The organism is Rhodococcus sp. B7740, from assembly GCF_000954115.1.
Lineage (GTDB): Bacteria > Actinomycetota > Actinomycetes > Mycobacteriales > Mycobacteriaceae > Rhodococcoides.
In genome coordinates this window covers 2,783,105-2,800,431 of the sequence record NZ_CP010797.1, presented here as the reverse complement: position 1 = coordinate 2,800,431, position 17,327 = coordinate 2,783,105, and the positions used below count along the sequence as shown (strand labels likewise).

Here is a 17,327-nt window from a genome sequence, read left to right as displayed (position 1 = left end):
TCATCGCAGGGTGGGTCCAGCTCGGGGCCCGATTCTGGTCCACATGACAACGAATTCCCTCGCACGAGCAGGCCAGCGGCCCGGCTCGAACGCCACGGCCACTCTCGAGGTGGTCATCCCGGTATACAACGAAGAGGCGGATCTCGAACAGTGCATTCGTCGTCTACACGAGCATCTGGAAGACCGGATCCCGTTCCGGTCGCGCATCACGATCGCCGACAACGCCAGTACCGACGGCACCCTCGCGGTGGCACACCGGCTGGCCGACGAGATCGAGGGAGTCCGGGTTCATCACCTGGACGAGAAGGGCCGCGGACGAGCACTCAAAGCCGTCTGGCTCGCATCGGACGCCGATGTCGTGGCCTACATGGACGTCGATCTGTCGACCGACCTCAACGCTCTGATGCCGCTGATCGCGCCGTTGATGTCCGGTCACTCGGACCTCGCCATCGGATCACGACTCAACCGATCGTCCCGGGTGGTCCGCGGCGCGAAACGCGAATTCATCTCGCGCAGTTACAATCTCATTCTGCGCACGTCGCTGCGCGCACGCTTCTCGGATGCGCAGTGCGGTTTCAAGGCCATGCGCACCGACGTCGCCCGACAGCTGTTGCCGCTCGTCGAGGACACCGGGTGGTTCTTCGACACCGAATTGCTCGTCATCGCAGAGAAAGTCGGCCTGCGTATCCACGAGGTGCCCGTCGACTGGGTCGACGACCCGAACAGCAGCGTCAACATCGTCGACACCGCCGTCAAGGACCTGCAGGGATGCTGGCGCGTCGGCCGCGCCCTGGCCACCGGCGTACTGCCGGTCGCCGAACTGCGTCGAAGCCTGGGACGGGAGCCGCTCGTGCCCGGAGTGCCGCACGGAATGATCAGCCAGATGGTGCGATTCGGCATCATCGGCATCGCCAGCACCGTCGCCTACGCGTTGCTGTACCTGGTGCTGCACTCGTTGATCGGCGCGCAGGCCGCGAACTTCTTCGGACTACTGATCACCGCGGTACTCAATACCGCGGCCAACCGCGCCTTCACCTTCGGCGTCCGCGGATCGGACGGCGCAGGCAAGCATCAACTGCAGGGACTGGCGATCTTCGGTTTCGCTCTGCTCGTCACCAGCGGATCGCTCGCGGTACTGCATGCCTGGGTGCCCGATGTGTCCCGGCACGTCGAACTCGCCGTCCTCATCGTCGCCAATCTCGTTGCCACGGTGTGCCGATTCGTCGCACTGCGGTGGGTCTTCCGTAGCTCCGCGTCGGCCGATTCCCAGCCTGCCGGTTCGGAGAAGAATCTGTGACGACGACGACGATCGAACGCCCCGCCGCGGACGCCTCGGCCGCGCCCGTCACCTCCCCGCGATGGGAGTGGATCGGTCTGGTCGCGTTGCTGGTCGGCACCGGCGTCGCCTACATCTGGGGACTCGGTGCCTCGGGTTGGGCCAACTCCTTCTATTCCGCTGCGGTGCAGGCGGGTTCGGTGTCGTGGAAGGCCTTCTTCTTCGGATCCTCCGACGCCGCCAACTCGATCACCGTCGACAAGCCCCCGATGTCGCTGTGGTTGATGTCGTTGTCGGTGCGCATCTTCGGCCTCAACACCTGGGCGATGCTGGTGCCGCAGGCGCTCCTCGGAGTCGCCTCGGTGGCACTGCTGCGCGCCACCGTCAAGCGACGCTTCGGCGGCGCGGCCGGTCTGCTCGCAGGCCTGGTGCTGGCCGTCACCCCCGTTGCCGCACTGATGTTCCGGTTCAACAATCCCGACGCGCTGCTCGTGCTGCTGATGATCGCATCGGTCTGGGCACTGCTGCGCGGCGTCGAGAGCGGAAAGACCAAGTGGCTGTTGATCACCGGCATGTTCGTCGGATTCGGATTCCTCACCAAGCAGCTCCAGGTGATGCTCGTCGTACCGCCGCTGGCGTTGACCTACCTGATCGCCGGACCGCCGAAGTTTCTCACCCGGCTGATGCAGTTGTTCGGTGCACTCGGCGCGATGATCGTTTCGGCCGGATGGTGGATTCTGATCGTGGAATTCTGGCCGGCGTCGTCGCGGCCGTGGGTCGGCGGTTCGCAGAACAATTCGATCCTCGAACTCACGCTCGGCTACAACGGATTCGGTCGGCTCAGCGGTGACGAAACCGGAAGTGTCACCCCCGGCCGCGGCGGTATGGGCGGGGGTATGGGTGCCGACATGGCCGGGGGAATGCCGGGAGGCATGCCCGGTGGTATCTGGGGAGAGACCGGCATCCTCCGCATGTTCGACGCCTCCCAGGGCGGCCAGATCGCCTGGCTTCTCCCGGCCGCGTTGATCCTGTTCGTGGTCGGACTCGTGTTGCGCGGCAGGGCACCTCGAACCGACGGGCAGCGTGCGTCGCTGATCGTGTGGGGATCGTGGTTGCTCGTGACGGGGCTGACGTTCAGTTTAATGGCCGGAATCTTCCACGCGTACTACACCGTTGCTCTCGCACCTGCCGTCGCCGCACTGATCGGCATCGGCAGCGTGGTGCTGTGGCGTCGACGCGATACGTACTGGGTACGCATCGCGATGGCCGTCGCCGTGGCATCGACCGTGGCGATGGCGTGGGTGTTGTTGCGCCGCAGTGAGAGTTTCGTGCCGTGGTTGAAGTGGGCGATTCTCGTCGTCGGAGTTGTGGCCGTCGTGACGCTGCTCGTACCCGCGCTGACCCGGGGCAGGCTGGCGGCGGCGTCGATCCTGGCGGTGATGTTCGCCGGACTCGCCGGGCCGACGGCCTACGCGGTCGACACGATCGGTACTCCGCACACCGGTGCCATCGTCTCGGCCGGCCCGAACACCGGTATGCGCGGGTTCGGCGGTGTGGGCGAGGGCCGCCGAGGTCAGGGCGGAATGCCGGGCGGAATGCAGTTGCCGGCAGGCGTCCAGCTACCGGCCGGGATGCAGCCACCGGCGGGATTCCCGGGACAGGCGGGGGCACCCGGCCAAATGCCGGGTGGTGCCGAGATGGGCGGCATGGGCGGCGCAATGGGCGGTCTTCTCGAGGGCAGCAAGCCGACCACCGCGATCACCGAGATGCTCGAGCAGGACGCCGACTCCTACACCTGGGTGGCAGCGGCCATCGGAGCCAACACGGCGGCCGGCTATCAATTGGCCACCGAGGAGCCCGTCATGCCCGTCGGCGGGTTCAACGGCACCGACCCGTCCCCGACTCTCGCCGAGTTCCAGCAGTACGTCGCCGAGGGGCAGATCCACTACTTCATCGGCGGCGGAGGGATGCCGGGAATGGAGTCGGGTACCTCGGCGGAGATCTCCGCCTGGGTCACCGAGAACTTCACCGCGACCACGGTCGACAACGTGACGTTCTACGACCTCACGCAGTGACACCGAACCACCACGAAAGAGCCCCGCACCATGACAGGTGCGGGGCGCTTTCGCGTCGAGCAGATAGTCTGATGCACTGTGCGCGTACTAGTCATTGGTTCCGGTGCTCGTGAGCACGCCCTTCTACTTGCGTTGAAGGCCGATCCGTCGGTCGAGAAGCTGTTCGTGGCTCCCGGCAACGCAGGCACCGCGAAGCTCGCCGAGCAGCACGTGGTCGACGTCGCTTCCGGTGAGGCGGTGACCGCGCTGGCGAAGAAACTCGACGCCGACCTGGTCGTCATCGGACCGGAGGTACCCCTGGTCCTCGGTGTGGCCGACGCTCTCCGCGAGGCAGGCATCGCCGCATTCGGCCCGTCCGCCGACGCCGCTCGCATCGAGGGATCCAAGGCCTTCGCCAAGGACGTGATGGCAGCAGCAGGTGTCCGCACCGCGCACAGCGAAATCGTCGACTCACCCGCCCTGCTCGACGCAGCCCTCGACCGCTTCGGCCCCAACTGGGTGGTCAAGGACGACGGCCTGGCTGCAGGCAAGGGGGTTGTCGTCACCACCGACCGCCTCGTCGCGCGCGATCACGCTGCCGAACTGCTCGAGAACGGCCACCCGGTGCTGCTCGAATCGTTCCTCGACGGACCCGAGGTGTCCCTGTTCTGCCTCGTCGACGGCGAGACCGTGGTGCCTCTGCTGCCCGCGCAGGACCACAAACGCGTCGGCGACGGCGACACCGGACCCAACACCGGCGGCATGGGCGCATACACCCCGCTGCCGTGGTTGCCCGAGGGCGCGGTCGAGGAGATCGTCCGTGATGTGGTGAAACCCGTTGCTGCCGAGATGGTGCAGCGTGGCGTGCCGTTCTCCGGTCTGCTGTACGCCGGTCTGGCGATGGGTGCCGACGGCCCGGCGGTCGTCGAATTCAATTGCCGCTTCGGCGATCCCGAGACCCAGGCGGTGCTGGCGCTGCTCGATTCCCCTCTCGGCGAGGTGCTGAACGCGACAGCGACCGGCACGCTTGCCGCACTTGCGCCGTTGCGCTGGAAGGACGGTGCGGCCGTCACCGTCGTCATCGCCGCCGAGAACTACCCCGGTCGCCCGCGGACCGGTGACGAGATCCTCGGCTCCGACGGGGAAGGCGTCCTGCACGCAGGCACCTCGGTGAAGGACGGCGCAGTCGTCTCCGCGGGCGGACGCGTGCTGAGCGTGGTCGGCACCGGATTCGACCTCACCGCCGCCCGCGACGACGCATACTCCCGTATCGCGGGAATCCGATTGCCGGGCAGTCACTTTCGTACCGACATCGGCCTGGCTGCGGTGGAGGGTCGCATTTCGCTGTAGGTGCGCTGCGTCGGCCGGGTTTGTCGAGGCCGGTCGTCGGGGGCAAACGCGCGCGCATTTGTCGGATGCGAGCGGAATCGCCTCCGAAACGGCGCGATTTTGCGCGCACATGGCACATGCGCGCGCGTTTGCGAAGGCGTGAGGTACCGAGCGTCCCGGGATCAGTAGGGTCGAAACAATGCACAGTGAATCCCAGCGATCGATGGTCGAGCCGTTCCACGTGATGGATGTGTTCGCCGCGGCGGCCGAGCGGGCACGCACTCACGGCGACGTGCTCTCGCTTGCTGCAGGTCAGCCCTCGACGCGAGCGCCCGAGCCGGTACGGCGCGCCACCCGCGAGGCCCTGGACGCGCAGCTGCTCGGGTACACCGAGACGCTGGGCATTCTGCCGCTGCGTCGCGCGATCGCCGAGTACCACAGCGCGCGGTACGGCATCTCCGTCGACGCCGACGACGTGGTGATCACGACCGGGTCGTCGGGCGCATTCACGTTGCTGTTCCTCGCTGCGTTCGACGCGGGGGACACGGTCGTCATGGCCAGGCCGGGTTATCCGGCGTACCGAAACACGTTGGCGGCGTTGGGCTGTCGCGTCGTCGAACTGGATTGCGTCGACGAGACGCGGTTCCAACCGACCGTCGCCATGCTCGAGGAACTGCCCGAGCCGCCCGCAGGGCTCATCATCGCGAGCCCGGCCAACCCCACCGGCACGATCATCGACCCCGACGAGCTCGCCGCGATCGCGCGCTGGTGCGACGAGCACGGAACTCTGCTGATCTCGGACGAGATCTACCACGGCATCGCCTACGGGGACGCACGTACGTCCAGCGCCTGGGAGACCTCCAAGGAATCCGTCGCCATCGGATCGGTGTCGAAGTACTTCTCGATGACCGGGTGGCGGCTGGGCTGGATGCTGCTGCCGACGCGATTGCGCAGAGCCGTCCAACGATTGGCGTCGAACATGACGGTCTGCCCACCGGCGATCTCCCAGGTTGCCGCCATCGCGGCGTTCACCGAGGAGTCCCGCATCGAGCTGGATTCACATGTCGAGCGCTACGCCGTCAACCGCCGCATTCTGCTCGACGGTTTGCCGGCCATGGGGATCACCGACCTCGCACCGGCCGATGGTGCCTTCTACGTGTACGCCGACATCGCGCACCTGACCGACGATTCGCGAAGTTGGTGTGCGCGAGTGCTGTCCGAGACCGGGGTCGCATTGGCACCGGGCATCGATTTCGACACCGTACGCGGGAACCACACCGTGCGATTCTCGTTCGCAGGCACCACGGCCGACGTCGAGGAGGCGTTGGAGCGCCTTCGTCGCATGTGAGTGTTTCCTCGTAGCAGACTACGAGGCAGGAGTGGAGCCTGCGGAACGACAGGAAGGCACGGCGCTCACATGCTGCGCAGCCGCTCCAGCGCCTCGGCGATATCGGCGGCATCGACGTCGCGGTGGGTCACGAAACGCACCTTGCCCGCGACGGTCACCGCGGCGATACCCGACTCGGCCAACTCGGTGACCGTCGATGCCGGGTCGGGAACCGTTGCGAGCACGATGTTCGTCTCCGGCTCGGTCACCTCCCAACCACGCTCGCGCAAACCGGACGCGAGGGTCGACGCGTTGGCGTGATCGACGGCCAGATCGCCGATCCGATCCAACGCCACGAGCCCGGCCGCAGCCAGGACACCGCCCTGACGGACGCCGCCGCCCAACATCTTTCGTACACGCCGAGCCTCGTCAATCCTCGCGGAATCCGAGACCAACATCGAACCGACCGGCGCGCCGAGGCCCTTGCTCAGGCACACCTGCACCGTGTCCGCACCGGCAGCGAGCGAGGCGATCGGAACATCCAGAGCCACAGCGGCATTCCACAGTCGCGCCCCGTCGAGGTGCACCTTCAGCCCGCAATCACGTCCGGCGGCAACGAGATCCGACCACTCGTCCGGTCCGAACACGGTACCGCCTGCGAAATTGTGGGTGTTCTCGAGCGACAACAGCGTGGTCCGCAGCGCGAAGTACGGACCGTCGCCGCCGGCTTTCGCGCGCACCGTCGACGCGAGGGGACGGCCGGGCCCACCGTCGTGGGGGAGGGCGTCGGGCATTCCGCCCGCCAACCATGCGGCGGTACCGAGCTCGGACCCCAGCACATGGGCGTGCTCGGGTGCCAGGAACCGATCGCCGCGCTGCAGATGCAGCATCAGCGCGATGATGTTGCCCATCGAGCCCGACGGCACCCACAGTGCCGCCTCGAATCCGAGCAGACCTGCGACGGCTTCTTCCAGTGCCGCCATCGTCGGATCGTGATCGAGGACGTCGTCGCCCACTTCGGCGTCGGCCATGGCTTTTCGCATGACCGAATCGGGTCGGGTGATGGTGTCGGAGCGGAGGTCGATCGTTCGATGTGCCACGAATACTGACAATTCCATAGCGCGAAAGCAGTCCGACGAACGGCCTCGAGCTGGCACGATGACTTGAATGTCCGCAGGTCCGACCGAGTCGCAGCACAAGGTGTCGGGTGCGACTCCGAAGGGGGTGCGCCGCCGGCAGGCACTGGCGTCGGCCGCCGCGGACCTTCTCGTCGAAGGCGGATTCGACGCGGTGCGGCACCGTTCCGTGGCCGCACGAGCCGGGCTCCCTCTTGCGTCGACCACCTACTATTTCGAGTCCCTCGGAGACCTGGTGGCCGCGGCAGTCGACGTCGTGGGCACCCGTGAGATCGATGTGATGCGCGGCCGCATCGAGGACGAGGGCAAGTGCTCGAACGAAATGGAGTCGACGGTCGACCTCATCGTCGACCTGCTGATCGGACCCCAGGACGGACACGAGCAGCTGATCGCGAGATACGAACGCTTCATCGCCTCGGCACGCCATCCCGAGCTGCGAGAGGTTCAGCTGCGCCTACGCGCCCAGATCGACGACCTGCTCACCGACGTCCTGCGCCGGTCGGGTCGAACCGTGCAGGAAGAGCAGCTTCGACGACTCGTGGCGGTGGTGGACGGAGCCGTGGTGGGCGCGCTCAGCGAAGTGGACCCCGACCCCCGCCACATGGCCCGAAGCATGTTGCTGGCCGTCATCGACATCGTCGCACCGGCGGAACAGGTGCCGGCGGACTGACTGCTACCGAGCCGAGATGTTCGGCCCCGACTCGGCCCGGTCGGTCTCGCCGGAGTCTGCGTCGTGGATCGGTGGCACCTCGCACACGCCGTCCGTGCAGACGAGGCCGTGGTCGTCGCCGACGATCTCCAGAGGACCGCTCATGAGCCGGCAGCGGCTTTCTGCAGGACGTCGGCGAACACCGACGGGTCCTGCGCGCCGGACACGCCGAACCGTCCGTCGATCACAAAGAACGGCACACCGCTGATTCCGTAGGCGATGGCCTGCTCCTTGTCCGCGCGCACCGCCGGCAGGAATTCCTCGGATTTCAGCGCCTCGACCACCTCGTCACGGTCGAGGCCGACCTCCGCGGCCAGGTCGGCGAGGTCGTCGGTGCGGCCGACGTGGCGGCCCTCCTCGAAGTAGGCCGCCAGCAGGCGCTCCTTCATCTCGACCTGCTTGCCCTTCGACTTGGCGAAATGCAGCAGCTCGTGCGCTTTGACTGTGTTGGTGTGCTGCAGGGCGTCGAAGTCGTATGCGAGCCCCTCGCCTGCGGCCAGCTCGGTCATCTGCCCCAACATCTGCGTGACCTGGGCGGCCGGCATTCCTTTGTGGGAGACGAGAAAATCGACCTCGCTGCCGTCGAAGTCGACCGGTGTGTCGGGTGCCAGCTCGAACGAGTGGAACTCCACCTCGAGCGTCCCACCCCCGGCGGTGAATTCCGCGGCGCCTGCCTCGAAACGGCGCTTACCGACGAAGCACCACGGGCATGCGATGTCGGACCAGATGTCGACCTTCACTGTTCGGCTCACGACGCCTCCAACAGCGGAATGCGCTGCGGTTATTCCACGCGGCGTCGACGGGCGAACGAGACGCGTGCACGAACGCGGGCGGTCGGTGGTGCAGTCCTTTCCGAAAGTGTGCAGTCGTCTTCCGAGGCCGACAACTGCGCCACGTAAGCTGGGTGCTCGTGAGCATCCCGAATGTCCTGGCCACCCGTTACGCGAGTCCCGAACTGGTGGAGCTGTGGTCTCCGGAGCACAAGATCGCCCTGGAACGCCAACTGTGGATCGCTGTGCTGCGCGCGCAGTCCTCCCTGGGAGTCGACGTACCCAACGCTGCGATTGCCGACTACGAAGCCGTCGTGGACCAGGTCGATCTCGCGTCCATCGCCGAGCGTGAGCGCGTCACCCGGCACGACGTGAAGGCACGCATCGAGGAGTTCAACGCCCTCGCCGGCCACGAGCACATCCACAAGGGTCTCACCAGCCGCGACCTCACCGAGAACGTCGAGCAGCTGCAGATTCTGCGTTCACTCGAACACGTGCACGCGCACGGTGTCGCCGTCGCGAAGCGATTGGCCGAGCGCGCTGCCGAATACTCCTCCCTGGTGATGGCCGGCCGCAGCCACAACGTCGCAGCTCAGGCCACGACGCTGGGCAAGCGTTTCGCGTCCGCGGCGGACGAGCTGCTGTTGGCTCTGGCCCGGGTGCAGGAGCTGATCGCTCGTTATCCGCTCCGCGGAATCAAGGGGCCGATGGGCACCTCGCAGGACATGCTCGACCTCTTCGGCGGTGACTCCGCCAAGCTCGTTGCGCTCGAACGCATCGTCGCCGACCACCTCGGTTTCCGGCACACGCTCACCAGTGTCGGCCAGGTCTACCCCCGTTCGCTCGACCACGAGGTCGTCTCCGCGCTGGTCCAGATCGGTGCCGGACCGTCCTCGTTCGCCCACACCGTTCGCCTGATGGCGGGCCACGAACTCGTCACCGAGGGCTTCCAGGCGGGACAGGTCGGCTCGTCGGCGATGCCGCACAAGATGAACACCCGCTCGTGCGAACGCGTCAACGGCCTGCAGGTGGTGCTGCGCGGCTACGGCTCGATGGCCGCCGAGCTCGCCGGAGCGCAGTGGAACGAGGGCGACGTCTTCTGTTCCGTCGTGCGCCGCGTGGCGCTGCCCGACGCCTTCTTCGCCATCGACGGACTCATCGAGACATTCCTGACGGTGCTCGACGAATTCGGCGCGTACCCGGCCGTCATCGCCAAAGAACTCGACCGCTACCTGCCGTTCCTCGCGACGACCAAGGTGCTGATGGCTGCCGTGCGCGCGGGCGTCGGACGCGAAACCGCACACGAGGCGATCAAAGAACACGCCGTCGCGGTGGCGCTGGCCATGCGTGAGCAGGGACTGGAACCGGACCTGCTCGACCGTCTGGCCGCCGACGATCGCCTGCCCCTCGATCGCGCTGCCCTCGATGCGGCGCTGGCCGACAAGACGGCCTTCATCGGGGCGGCCGACGCCCAGGTCGCTGCCGTCGTCTCGGCAGTGGAGCGGCTGATCGCGAAATTCCCGGCCGGGGCGTCGTACACGCCGTCGCCGATTCTGTAGTCAGGAGAGGACGTCGGGCAGGTCGGCGACAGAGTCGATCACGTGGTCGGGTTCCATCGCGAACTCGTCCGTGATGCGTCGATCGAGCATGTCCTGACGGAACTTTCCGGTGCGCACGAGCACTCCCGTCATCCCGACGACCTGGGCGGCGAGTACGTCGTTGTCCAGATCGTCCCCGACCATGACGACGTCGTCCGGGTCGACGCCCATTCGCTCGGACGCCGTCCGGAATCCCAGCGGTGCAGGTTTTCCGATGGCCTTCGCGGTGTGCCCCGACGCCTGCTCCATACCGCCGAGGTACATGCCCGTGTCGATGCGCAGCCCGGCACCGGTGCTCCACATCAGCGATCGATGCATCGCAACGACGGGTATGCCTCGGCACAGCCAGTCGTAGACGCGGCTGAGCCGCTCGTGCGTGAACTCCGGGCCTGCACCGCCGACGACCACGACATCGGGATCATCGGACGTCTCGTCGACGAACTCGATTCCCGGCATGTCGCCTGCGATCTCGCCGTTGTTGATCAGCACCACCCGCGCGTCGGGATAGTTCTCCCGAAGATGGTCCGCAGTGAGTGACGCGGCCGTGACGATTTCGTCCGAGTGCACGTCCAGCCCCACCTCGCGCAGTGCCGTAGCGATCTGCTCACGCGTCTTCGACGTCGTATTGGTCAGGAACGCGCGCGCAATGTCCTTGCTGTCCAGGTACTTCAGAGTGTCCGCTGCCCCTGGCACCGCCTGCCACGACGTGACCAGGACGCCGTCGATGTCGAAGAGAACCCCGCCGATGCTCATCGGCAAACAGTAGTCGGGTTACCGAACGCCTGCAGCCTCAGCCATCTCGTCCACGTAGGGTCGACAGCGCCTGATGTAGGCAGTGAGGAGCCGGCGATGGACGCACACCATGTCGCGCGCTGCGCCCGCCACATAGCTGCGAGTGCACTTCTGTCATCGATGAGCGACCGAGAACTCGCGCGGGCAGTAGCAACGGCCGCTCCGCTCGGTGCAGGAATCGGCGGTCGCTCGATGGCGATGGACCTCGAAGGTGACCGGGTCTTCGTCAAACGAATCCCCCTGACCGACATCGAGATGCTGCCGCAGAACATGTTCTCGACCGCGAACGTTTTCGGACTCCCGACGTTCTATCAGTACGGGTTGGGGTCGTCCGGTTTCGGTGCGTGGCGAGAACTCGCCGCTCACACCATGACGACCGAGTGGGTCCTCGGCAGGACCTTTTCAGTCTTTCCGTTGATGCATCACTGGCGGATTCTCCCGGACTCGATCCCCGAAGGATTCGTCGACGAATTCGGAGGCGTGGAACGCGCGGTGACCTACTGGGAGCGGTCGCCTGCAGTGCGGGGTCGTTTGAAGGCGATCGGCGAGTGCACGCACAGTCTGGTGCTGTTCCTGGAGTATGTGCCACATACACTCGCCGAATGGATTGCCCTGCAGCACAACAATTCCGACACCGACGACGATTCGATGTATTTCTGGATGGAGGACGCACTCGCTCGCGGAACTGCTTTCATGAGTGCGCATGGTCTCGTCCACTTCGATGCTCACTTCGCCAACATTCTGACCGACGGGCAGCAGCTCTACTTCGCGGATTTCGGACTCGCCCTGAGCTCGAGCTTCGACTTGTCGATGCGCGAGTCCACGTTTCTCGCCCGCCACCTGTCGTACGACAGTGTCTACTGCGCCGGGCATTTGCTTCGGTGCGTGATCGCCGAGAAGTTCACCGAGACCGAACGCGCCGAATTTCCGGACCCTTGGATCGGACGTGCACGTCCCGATGGCGTCACGTCGGACCTCGCCGCACTGATCGATCGCCACGTTCGTCCGACAGCCCTGCTGAATGCCTTCCATCGACGCCTCGTCAGCGACAGCAAGGAAACGCCTTTCCCGATGGAAGAAATCGAGAGGGAGCGAAAGCCCTAGAGTCGGTGACTGTGAACCCTTACACGATTTTCGCCGAGATCATTGCCGGGACGGCCGAGGCGTCGCGCGTCCACGAGGACGAGACAGCGGTTGCGTTCATGGACATTCGCCCGCTCACCAGCGGACATGTGTTGGTGGTGCCCCGGCAGCAGTTCCGGACACTGGCGGAGTTGCCACCCGAAATCGGGGCGCACCTGTTCGTGGTGGGGCAGAAAGTGGCCGCCGCTGTGCGAGCGAGCAATCCGCGTGTCGCGGGCGTCAACTTCTTTCTCGCCGACGGCACGGTGGCCGGTCAGGAAATCTTCCACGTGCACCTGCACGTCATCCCCCGCATGATCGGCGACGGCTTCGGCCTCCGTGCTCGACCGTCGTCGCCGCAGCGATCCGAACTGGACAGGCAGGCCGCCGAGATCGCCGCGGCTCTCACTCGGCCGTGACTTTCTGCGCCTTGGACAGTGCGTCGGCGTAGATGTCGATGGTCTTGGTGTACCGGCTGTAGCTCTTGTTGGCGCCGTAGTCCCACAGCACCATCTGCTGGTTGTCGACGGCCGAGATGGCGTCGAAGCCGGGGTAGCGGCCGGGAATGTCCGCAAGCTTCACGTCGGCAGCGTTGGCGACGTCGTGGTAGACGAACGCCACGTCGGCGTCGACGGTCGACACGTTCTCCCACGACACCTTCTTCCAGTACCCGTCGTCGGTACCGTCGGGGGTGTACATCTTCAGTCCCCAGCGTTGGTAGTCGCCGAAGTCTGGGTCCGCAGACGGATCGAGTACGTACGCGACGTCGAGTGGCCAGACTCCGACGCCCGTGAGGTCCTGGCGTTCGGAAGCAACCTTCTCGAAATTCGCGACGGCAGCGTCGTATTCGGCCTTGATGTCTGCCAGTTGTGGGGTGTCGAGGTCGACTCCGAGTGAGGACGCGAGCCCCGCGTAGTTCTCGATGGTCTTTGCCGTCGATGTCGTGTCCAAGGTGACTCCCAGGGTGGGAGCGAGCTGATCGATGGTGTCGGCCTCGGACGAATCGGCCGTGGTGGTCAGCTTGCCGAATTGCCCGAATCGAGGGTTGAACTCACCGACGACCAGATCCGGGTCGAGGCTCGCAGCCTTCTCGAAATCGAATGTCCCCCAGCTCTCGCCGACCGATTCGATGCCGGACAGGTCGGAGCAGCTGAGGATGGGGCTGGTGCTCATCGGCGTCGTCGACCAGATGGCGACGGGTTTGATTCCGTACGACATCAGCGCTGCGGCGGATTCCTCGTCGGCGATGATTCTGGTCGGTTGCGACTCGAGCGAGATGGTCCGACCGCGGCCGTCGGTGTAGGTAAACGGTCCTTCTTCTCGATCGACTGTCTCGACGCGGTCGTTCTCGCTGCACGCGGCCGGGTTGGCGTTCAGGTCGACGACCTGGGTGCGGTGGTCTTCCAGGTCCGTGTCGTTGCTGCTGCACGCCGATGCAGCAAGAAGAACCAGGACCGCGACGCCTCCGACGAGTGCGTGCTGTCGGGATCCGAAGTGGCCCGTCCTGTGGTTGTGGTGGGAAATCATGAGTCACTTCCGTTGTGGGTCTGCCGGTCCGATGTCCTGGGCGGGTGGTGCAGGTCCGACCACTCCTCCGGGCGGACAGATGTTAGCCTGCTGAGGGTCGACTAAGCGAGGGTAGCCTTTCCTTATGCCTCTGGGGTGGCAAACCTCCTGGCCGCGACCGGTACGACGCACAGCAGCCGATCGAAGGGGATGCACCGAATGGATCAGCAGGGAACAGGGCTCGACGAACTGCGAACGTCGGTCGCAGAGCTGATCGGCTCCGAGCCCGACGCTGTGCCGGTCGATGCGAACCTGTTCGAGTTGGGGCTGGAATCGATCGTGCTGATGCGGTTGGTCGGTAGGTTTCGCAAACAGGGCAGTGCGGTGACGTTCGCCGACCTCGCGGCGCAGCCGACGATATCGGCGTGGTGCGAATTGGTCGGTGCCGCAGACGAACCGGCACCCCGGACTCCCGCCCCCGAGGCGATACCGGCCGCGCGCACGCTCGACACGGACAGCTTCGATCTCGCTGTACTGCAGCATGCTTACTGGATCGGCCGCAGCGCTGAGCAGCGGTTCGGTGGCGTCTCGCCGCACCTTTACACCGAGTTCGACGGCAGCGCAGTCGATCCCGATCGACTGCGCGTTGCACTCGAAGCCGTGGCCCGCAGGCACGACATGCTGCGGGCTCGGATCACCGACAACGGACAGCAGGTGATCGAGTCCACGCCAGGGTGGCGCGGGTTGACGGTGCACGATCTGCGGAGCGAGGACGACGCAACGGACGAGCTGGAACGAACTCGTCAACGCCTGACGCACCAGATGCTCGACATCGAAGCCGGAGAAGTGTTCTCGGCCGATCTGTCGTTGCTCCCGGACGGTCGAACGCGACTGCATCTCGACATGGACATGATTGCGGGCGACGCCGTCAGCTTCAGAATCCTGGTCGCAGATCTGGCCACGGCATACGACGGACAGGTGCTTCCCACCGTCGATTACAGCTATGCGGGCTACCTCGCCGACCGCCCGCAGGATCGCCGCGAGGCGCGGGCGCAGGCACAGCGATACTGGACCGATCGACTCGACGCGCTGCCCGGTGCACCCACTCTGCCTCTGCTGGAACATCATTCGGGATCTCCGTCGGCGACCAGGCGGTCGTTTCACCTCGATTCGCAGAACTATTCGCTCTTGCAGTCGCGGGCTCGCGCACATGGCGTCACCCCGGCGGTAGCGGTGGCATCGGCGTTCGCCGAGGTGGTCGGGGCCTGGTCACGTGAGCAGCGATTTCTGCTCAACGTTCCGATGTTCGACCGCGCCCCGACGCACCCCGCTGTCGGTGATCTCGTCGGCGACTTCTCGTCCTCGGTCATGCTGGACGTCGATCTGAGCGAGAACCTGTCGTTCGCCGAGCGGTCCCGGCAACTGAGGGCTCGACTGCACGAGGATGCCTCGCACGTCGACTACTCCGGAGTCGAGGTTCTCCGTGACCTCGGCCGTCGTCGGGGAGAACCGGTACTTGCGCCCGTGGTCTTCACCAGTGCGCTCGGGTTGGGCGAGTTGTTCGACGCCCGCGCGCGGGAAATTTTCGGGGACCCGGTGTGGATCATGTCGCAGGGACCGCAGGTCGTACTGGACGCCCAGATCACCGAGCTCGACGGCGGCGTGCTGGTCAACTGGGACATTCGCGAGAACGAGTTCCTGCCAGGGGTTTCCGAGGCGATGTTCGACGCTTTCGAGGCGCTGGTTCGCGGACTCGTCGTCGACGGTGACACCGTGTGGTCGGAACCGGTGGGTCGGCTGGTTCCGCCGCATCAGCTGGTCTCACGAACTCCGTCGGACGATGTACCCCGAACGGACGCGTCGCAGGCAGCCGGGAACGAGTCCCTGCACCGCGCCTTCTTCGATCGCGCGTCGCAGAATCCCGATGCGGTGGCGCTCGAGTGGGGCGAGAACGAGTCGATGACGTACGGCGATCTGTGTGACCGAGCGCTGAGAGTGGCTGCGACACTGAAGGATCGAGATGTGGTAGTGGGCGACACCGTAGGGGTGACGCTGCCGAAGGGGCCCGATCAAGTGGTCGCCGTTCTCGGTGTGCTCGCCGCGGGCGGGGTGTACGTCCCGATCGGCGTCGACCAACCGGCGAGTCGCGCTGCACTGATCGCGCGAAAAGCAGGGTTCGCGGTGACGATCGGAGGAAAGGGTGGCGACGGCCTCGCGGTGTCCGACGCGGTCCTCGGTGACGCTCTGCCCGCCCCACATCTCGGACCCGACACCGCTCCCGCGTACATGATCTTCACCTCCGGTTCGACGGGGGAGCCCAAGGGTGTGGTCGTGTCGCATCGTGCGGCGATGAACACGATCGGCGACCTGGTCGACCGATTCGCGCTTGACGAGCGCTACCGCCCGTTGTGCCTGTCCGAGTTGGATTTCGACCTCTGCACGTTCGACCTGTTCTCGGTGTTCGCCGCCGGCGGCAGCGCCGTGCTCGTCCAGGAGCACGAGCGCAAGGATCCGCAGCGGTGGGCCGCTCTGATTCGTGCGCATCGAGTCACGGTGATCAGCTGCGTACCGCCGCTGCTGGACATGATCCTCTCCGCCGGTGAGGATCTGGGTGACTCGCTGCAGGTCGTCATGCTCGGCGGCGACAAGGTCGGTGTCGATCTCTACCGCCGACTGAGGGCAGCCGTTCCGGAATGCCGATTCGCCGGACTCGGCGGCGCAACCGAAACGGCCATCCACAACAGCATCTGCGAGGTCGTCGAGGTCGATCCGCACTGGCGTACGGTGCCGTTCGGACTGCCGCTGCGTTCGATGGCGTTGCGGGTCGTCGATGCGCGTGGGTATCCGGTGCCGGACTGGGTACCCGGCGAGCTGTGGGTGGCAGGAACAGGATTGGCCGACGGTTACCTGGACGACCCCGAGCGCACGAGCGAACGCTTCGTCGAGGTCGAGGGATATCGCTGGTACCGCACCGGCGATCTGGTTCGCTACGGCACGGACTCGATGGTGGAATTCATCGGCCGCGTCGACAATCAGATCAAGATCAACGGGTTTCGCATCGAGCTGGGAGAGATCGAGTCGGTCCTGGTCGGCGATCCCGACGTCGCCGCCGCCGCGGCAGTTGTCGATCGCTCGGGCGCTGCGGTGGTGATGGCAGCGGTGGTGCTCGGCGATTCCGACGCGGATTCCGACGAGACCGTCGCGGGCATCACCGCCAGGGTTGCCGACCGTTTGCCTGCCCACATGGTGCCGGACCGGATGGTGGCACTGAAGGCCCTGCCGCTGACCGTCAACGGGAAGATCGATTCGGCGGAAATCGTCCGACTGTGCCGGGCGGCAGGTGATACCGAGCGGGTCAGGGCTCGTGTCGCGCCTCGAACTCGACTCGAGGGTGCACTCGCCCTGATCTGGCAGAGCGTGCTCGGTGCCGAGGAGGTGGGAGTCACCGACACCCTGTTCGCGCTGGGCGGCGACTCCGTGCTCGCGACCACCATCGTCGCTCGAATTCGCGCGGCCTTCGACATCACCTCCGTCACGGTGAGGATGCTGTTCTCCGCGCCGACCGTGTCGGGTCTGGCGGAGTCGATGATCGCAGCCGAAGGTGACGCCGAACTGCTGGAGGCGACCGCAGAGATCTACGTATCGATCGAATCCATGACGGAGGACCAACTGGTGGCCGCACTCGACCACCAGCACACCCCCTGAATC

14 protein-coding genes are annotated in these 17,327 nt (G+C 65.9%); 9 read left to right on the top strand and 5 right to left on the bottom strand.

Going from position 1 to position 17,327, the window contains the following annotated elements; translation table 11 throughout:
• The first annotated feature begins 43 nt into the window (after positions 1-43).
• The 4 genes from NY08_RS12830 to NY08_RS12815 all read left to right on the top strand — a co-directional run bounded on the left by NY08_RS12830 (position 44) and on the right by NY08_RS12815 (position 6,007).
• Positions 44-1,297, top strand: coding sequence for a bifunctional glycosyltransferase family 2/GtrA family protein (locus tag NY08_RS12830; protein WP_045196719.1), 1,254 nt, complete (start codon positions 44-46; stop codon positions 1,295-1,297).
• On the top strand, positions 1,294-3,351 hold the full coding sequence (locus tag NY08_RS12825) for a glycosyltransferase family 39 protein (RefSeq protein ID WP_045196717.1): 2,058 nt from the start codon (positions 1,294-1,296) through the stop codon (positions 3,349-3,351). Before NY08_RS12830 ends, NY08_RS12825 begins: the two co-directional genes overlap by 4 nt.
• Before the next feature lie 78 nt (positions 3,352-3,429).
• Positions 3,430-4,680, top strand: a complete 1,251-nt coding sequence (purD, locus tag NY08_RS12820; protein WP_045196715.1) for a phosphoribosylamine--glycine ligase — start codon at positions 3,430-3,432, stop codon at positions 4,678-4,680.
• 178 nt (positions 4,681-4,858) lie between these two features.
• Complete coding sequence (locus NY08_RS12815) at positions 4,859-6,007, top strand: pyridoxal phosphate-dependent aminotransferase (RefSeq protein ID WP_045196713.1); 1,149 nt, start codon at positions 4,859-4,861, stop codon at positions 6,005-6,007.
• Between the two features lie 65 nt (positions 6,008-6,072).
• Here the strand turns inward: NY08_RS12815 and NY08_RS12810 are convergent, their stop codons facing one another.
• Entirely contained in the window at positions 6,073-7,086 is a 1,014-nt protein-coding gene (locus NY08_RS12810) for a GntG family PLP-dependent aldolase (protein WP_235386892.1), read from the bottom strand.
• A 67-nt stretch (positions 7,087-7,153) separates the two neighbouring features.
• On the opposite strand from NY08_RS12810, the gene NY08_RS12805 reads away from it, so the two are divergent.
• On the top strand, positions 7,154-7,792 hold the full coding sequence (locus NY08_RS12805) for a TetR/AcrR family transcriptional regulator (protein ID WP_045196709.1): 639 nt from the start codon (positions 7,154-7,156) through the stop codon (positions 7,790-7,792).
• A 3-nt stretch (positions 7,793-7,795) separates the two neighbouring features.
• Here NY08_RS12805 and NY08_RS26080 read toward each other — a convergent pair whose 3' ends face one another.
• The gene (locus tag NY08_RS26080; RefSeq protein ID WP_155290808.1) at positions 7,796-7,936 is read right to left on the bottom strand and encodes a hypothetical protein; all 141 of its coding nucleotides are present in this window, start codon (positions 7,934-7,936) and stop codon (positions 7,796-7,798) included.
• Entirely contained in the window at positions 7,933-8,583 is a 651-nt protein-coding gene (locus NY08_RS12800; RefSeq protein WP_045196708.1) for a DsbA family oxidoreductase, read from the bottom strand. Before NY08_RS12800 ends, NY08_RS26080 begins: the two co-directional genes overlap by 4 nt.
• 158 nt (positions 8,584-8,741) lie before the next feature.
• Here NY08_RS12800 and purB point away from each other — a divergent pair, with 158 nt between their 5' ends.
• The gene (gene purB, locus NY08_RS12795; RefSeq protein WP_045200318.1) at positions 8,742-10,160 is read left to right on the top strand and encodes an adenylosuccinate lyase; all 1,419 of its coding nucleotides are present in this window, start codon (positions 8,742-8,744) and stop codon (positions 10,158-10,160) included.
• On the opposite strand, the gene NY08_RS12790 is transcribed toward purB, so the two are convergent.
• The gene (locus NY08_RS12790) at positions 10,161-10,952 is read right to left on the bottom strand and encodes an HAD-IIA family hydrolase (protein ID WP_032395946.1); all 792 of its coding nucleotides are present in this window, start codon (positions 10,950-10,952) and stop codon (positions 10,161-10,163) included.
• Between the two features lie 96 nt (positions 10,953-11,048).
• Here NY08_RS12790 and NY08_RS12785 point away from each other — a divergent pair, with 96 nt between their 5' ends.
• On the top strand, positions 11,049-12,095 hold the full coding sequence (locus tag NY08_RS12785; RefSeq protein WP_045196706.1) for a hypothetical protein: 1,047 nt from the start codon (positions 11,049-11,051) through the stop codon (positions 12,093-12,095).
• Positions 12,096-12,106: 11 nt separating this feature from the next.
• Complete coding sequence (locus NY08_RS12780) at positions 12,107-12,532, top strand: HIT family protein (RefSeq protein ID WP_045196704.1); 426 nt, start codon at positions 12,107-12,109, stop codon at positions 12,530-12,532.
• Here the strand turns inward: NY08_RS12780 and NY08_RS12775 are convergent.
• Positions 12,519-13,640 carry an ABC transporter substrate-binding protein gene (locus tag NY08_RS12775; protein ID WP_045196702.1) on the bottom strand — a complete coding sequence of 374 codons (1,122 nt, stop codon included), beginning with the start codon at positions 13,638-13,640 and terminating at the stop codon, positions 12,519-12,521. The two genes, NY08_RS12780 and NY08_RS12775, sit on opposite strands and share 14 nt — an antisense overlap.
• A gap of 198 nt (positions 13,641-13,838) precedes the next feature.
• Here NY08_RS12775 and NY08_RS12770 point away from each other — a divergent pair, with 198 nt between their 5' ends.
• Entirely contained in the window at positions 13,839-17,324 is a 3,486-nt protein-coding gene (locus tag NY08_RS12770; RefSeq protein WP_045196700.1) for a non-ribosomal peptide synthetase, read from the top strand.
• Positions 17,325-17,327: the final 3 nt, after the last annotated feature.

What these genes read in the sequence shown, in the direction of transcription:
- NY08_RS12815 (WP_045196713.1), top strand. Translation starts at nt 4,859, where the DNA reads ATGCACAGTGAATCCCAGCGATCGATGGTCGAGCCGTTCCACGTGATG.
- NY08_RS12785 (WP_045196706.1), top strand. Translation starts at nt 11,049, where the DNA reads ATGGACGCACACCATGTCGCGCGCTGCGCCCGCCACATAGCTGCGAGT.
- NY08_RS12830 (WP_045196719.1), top strand. Translation starts at nt 44, where the DNA reads ATGACAACGAATTCCCTCGCACGAGCAGGCCAGCGGCCCGGCTCGAAC.
- NY08_RS12790 (WP_032395946.1), bottom strand. Translation starts at nt 10,952, where the DNA reads ATGAGCATCGGCGGGGTTCTCTTCGACATCGACGGCGTCCTGGTCACG.
- NY08_RS12775 (WP_045196702.1), bottom strand. Translation starts at nt 13,640, where the DNA reads ATGATTTCCCACCACAACCACAGGACGGGCCACTTCGGATCCCGACAG.
- NY08_RS26080 (WP_155290808.1), bottom strand. Translation starts at nt 7,936, where the DNA reads ATGAGCGGTCCTCTGGAGATCGTCGGCGACGACCACGGCCTCGTCTGC.
- NY08_RS12770 (WP_045196700.1), top strand. Translation starts at nt 13,839, where the DNA reads ATGGATCAGCAGGGAACAGGGCTCGACGAACTGCGAACGTCGGTCGCA.
- NY08_RS12805 (WP_045196709.1), top strand. Translation starts at nt 7,154, where the DNA reads ATGTCCGCAGGTCCGACCGAGTCGCAGCACAAGGTGTCGGGTGCGACT.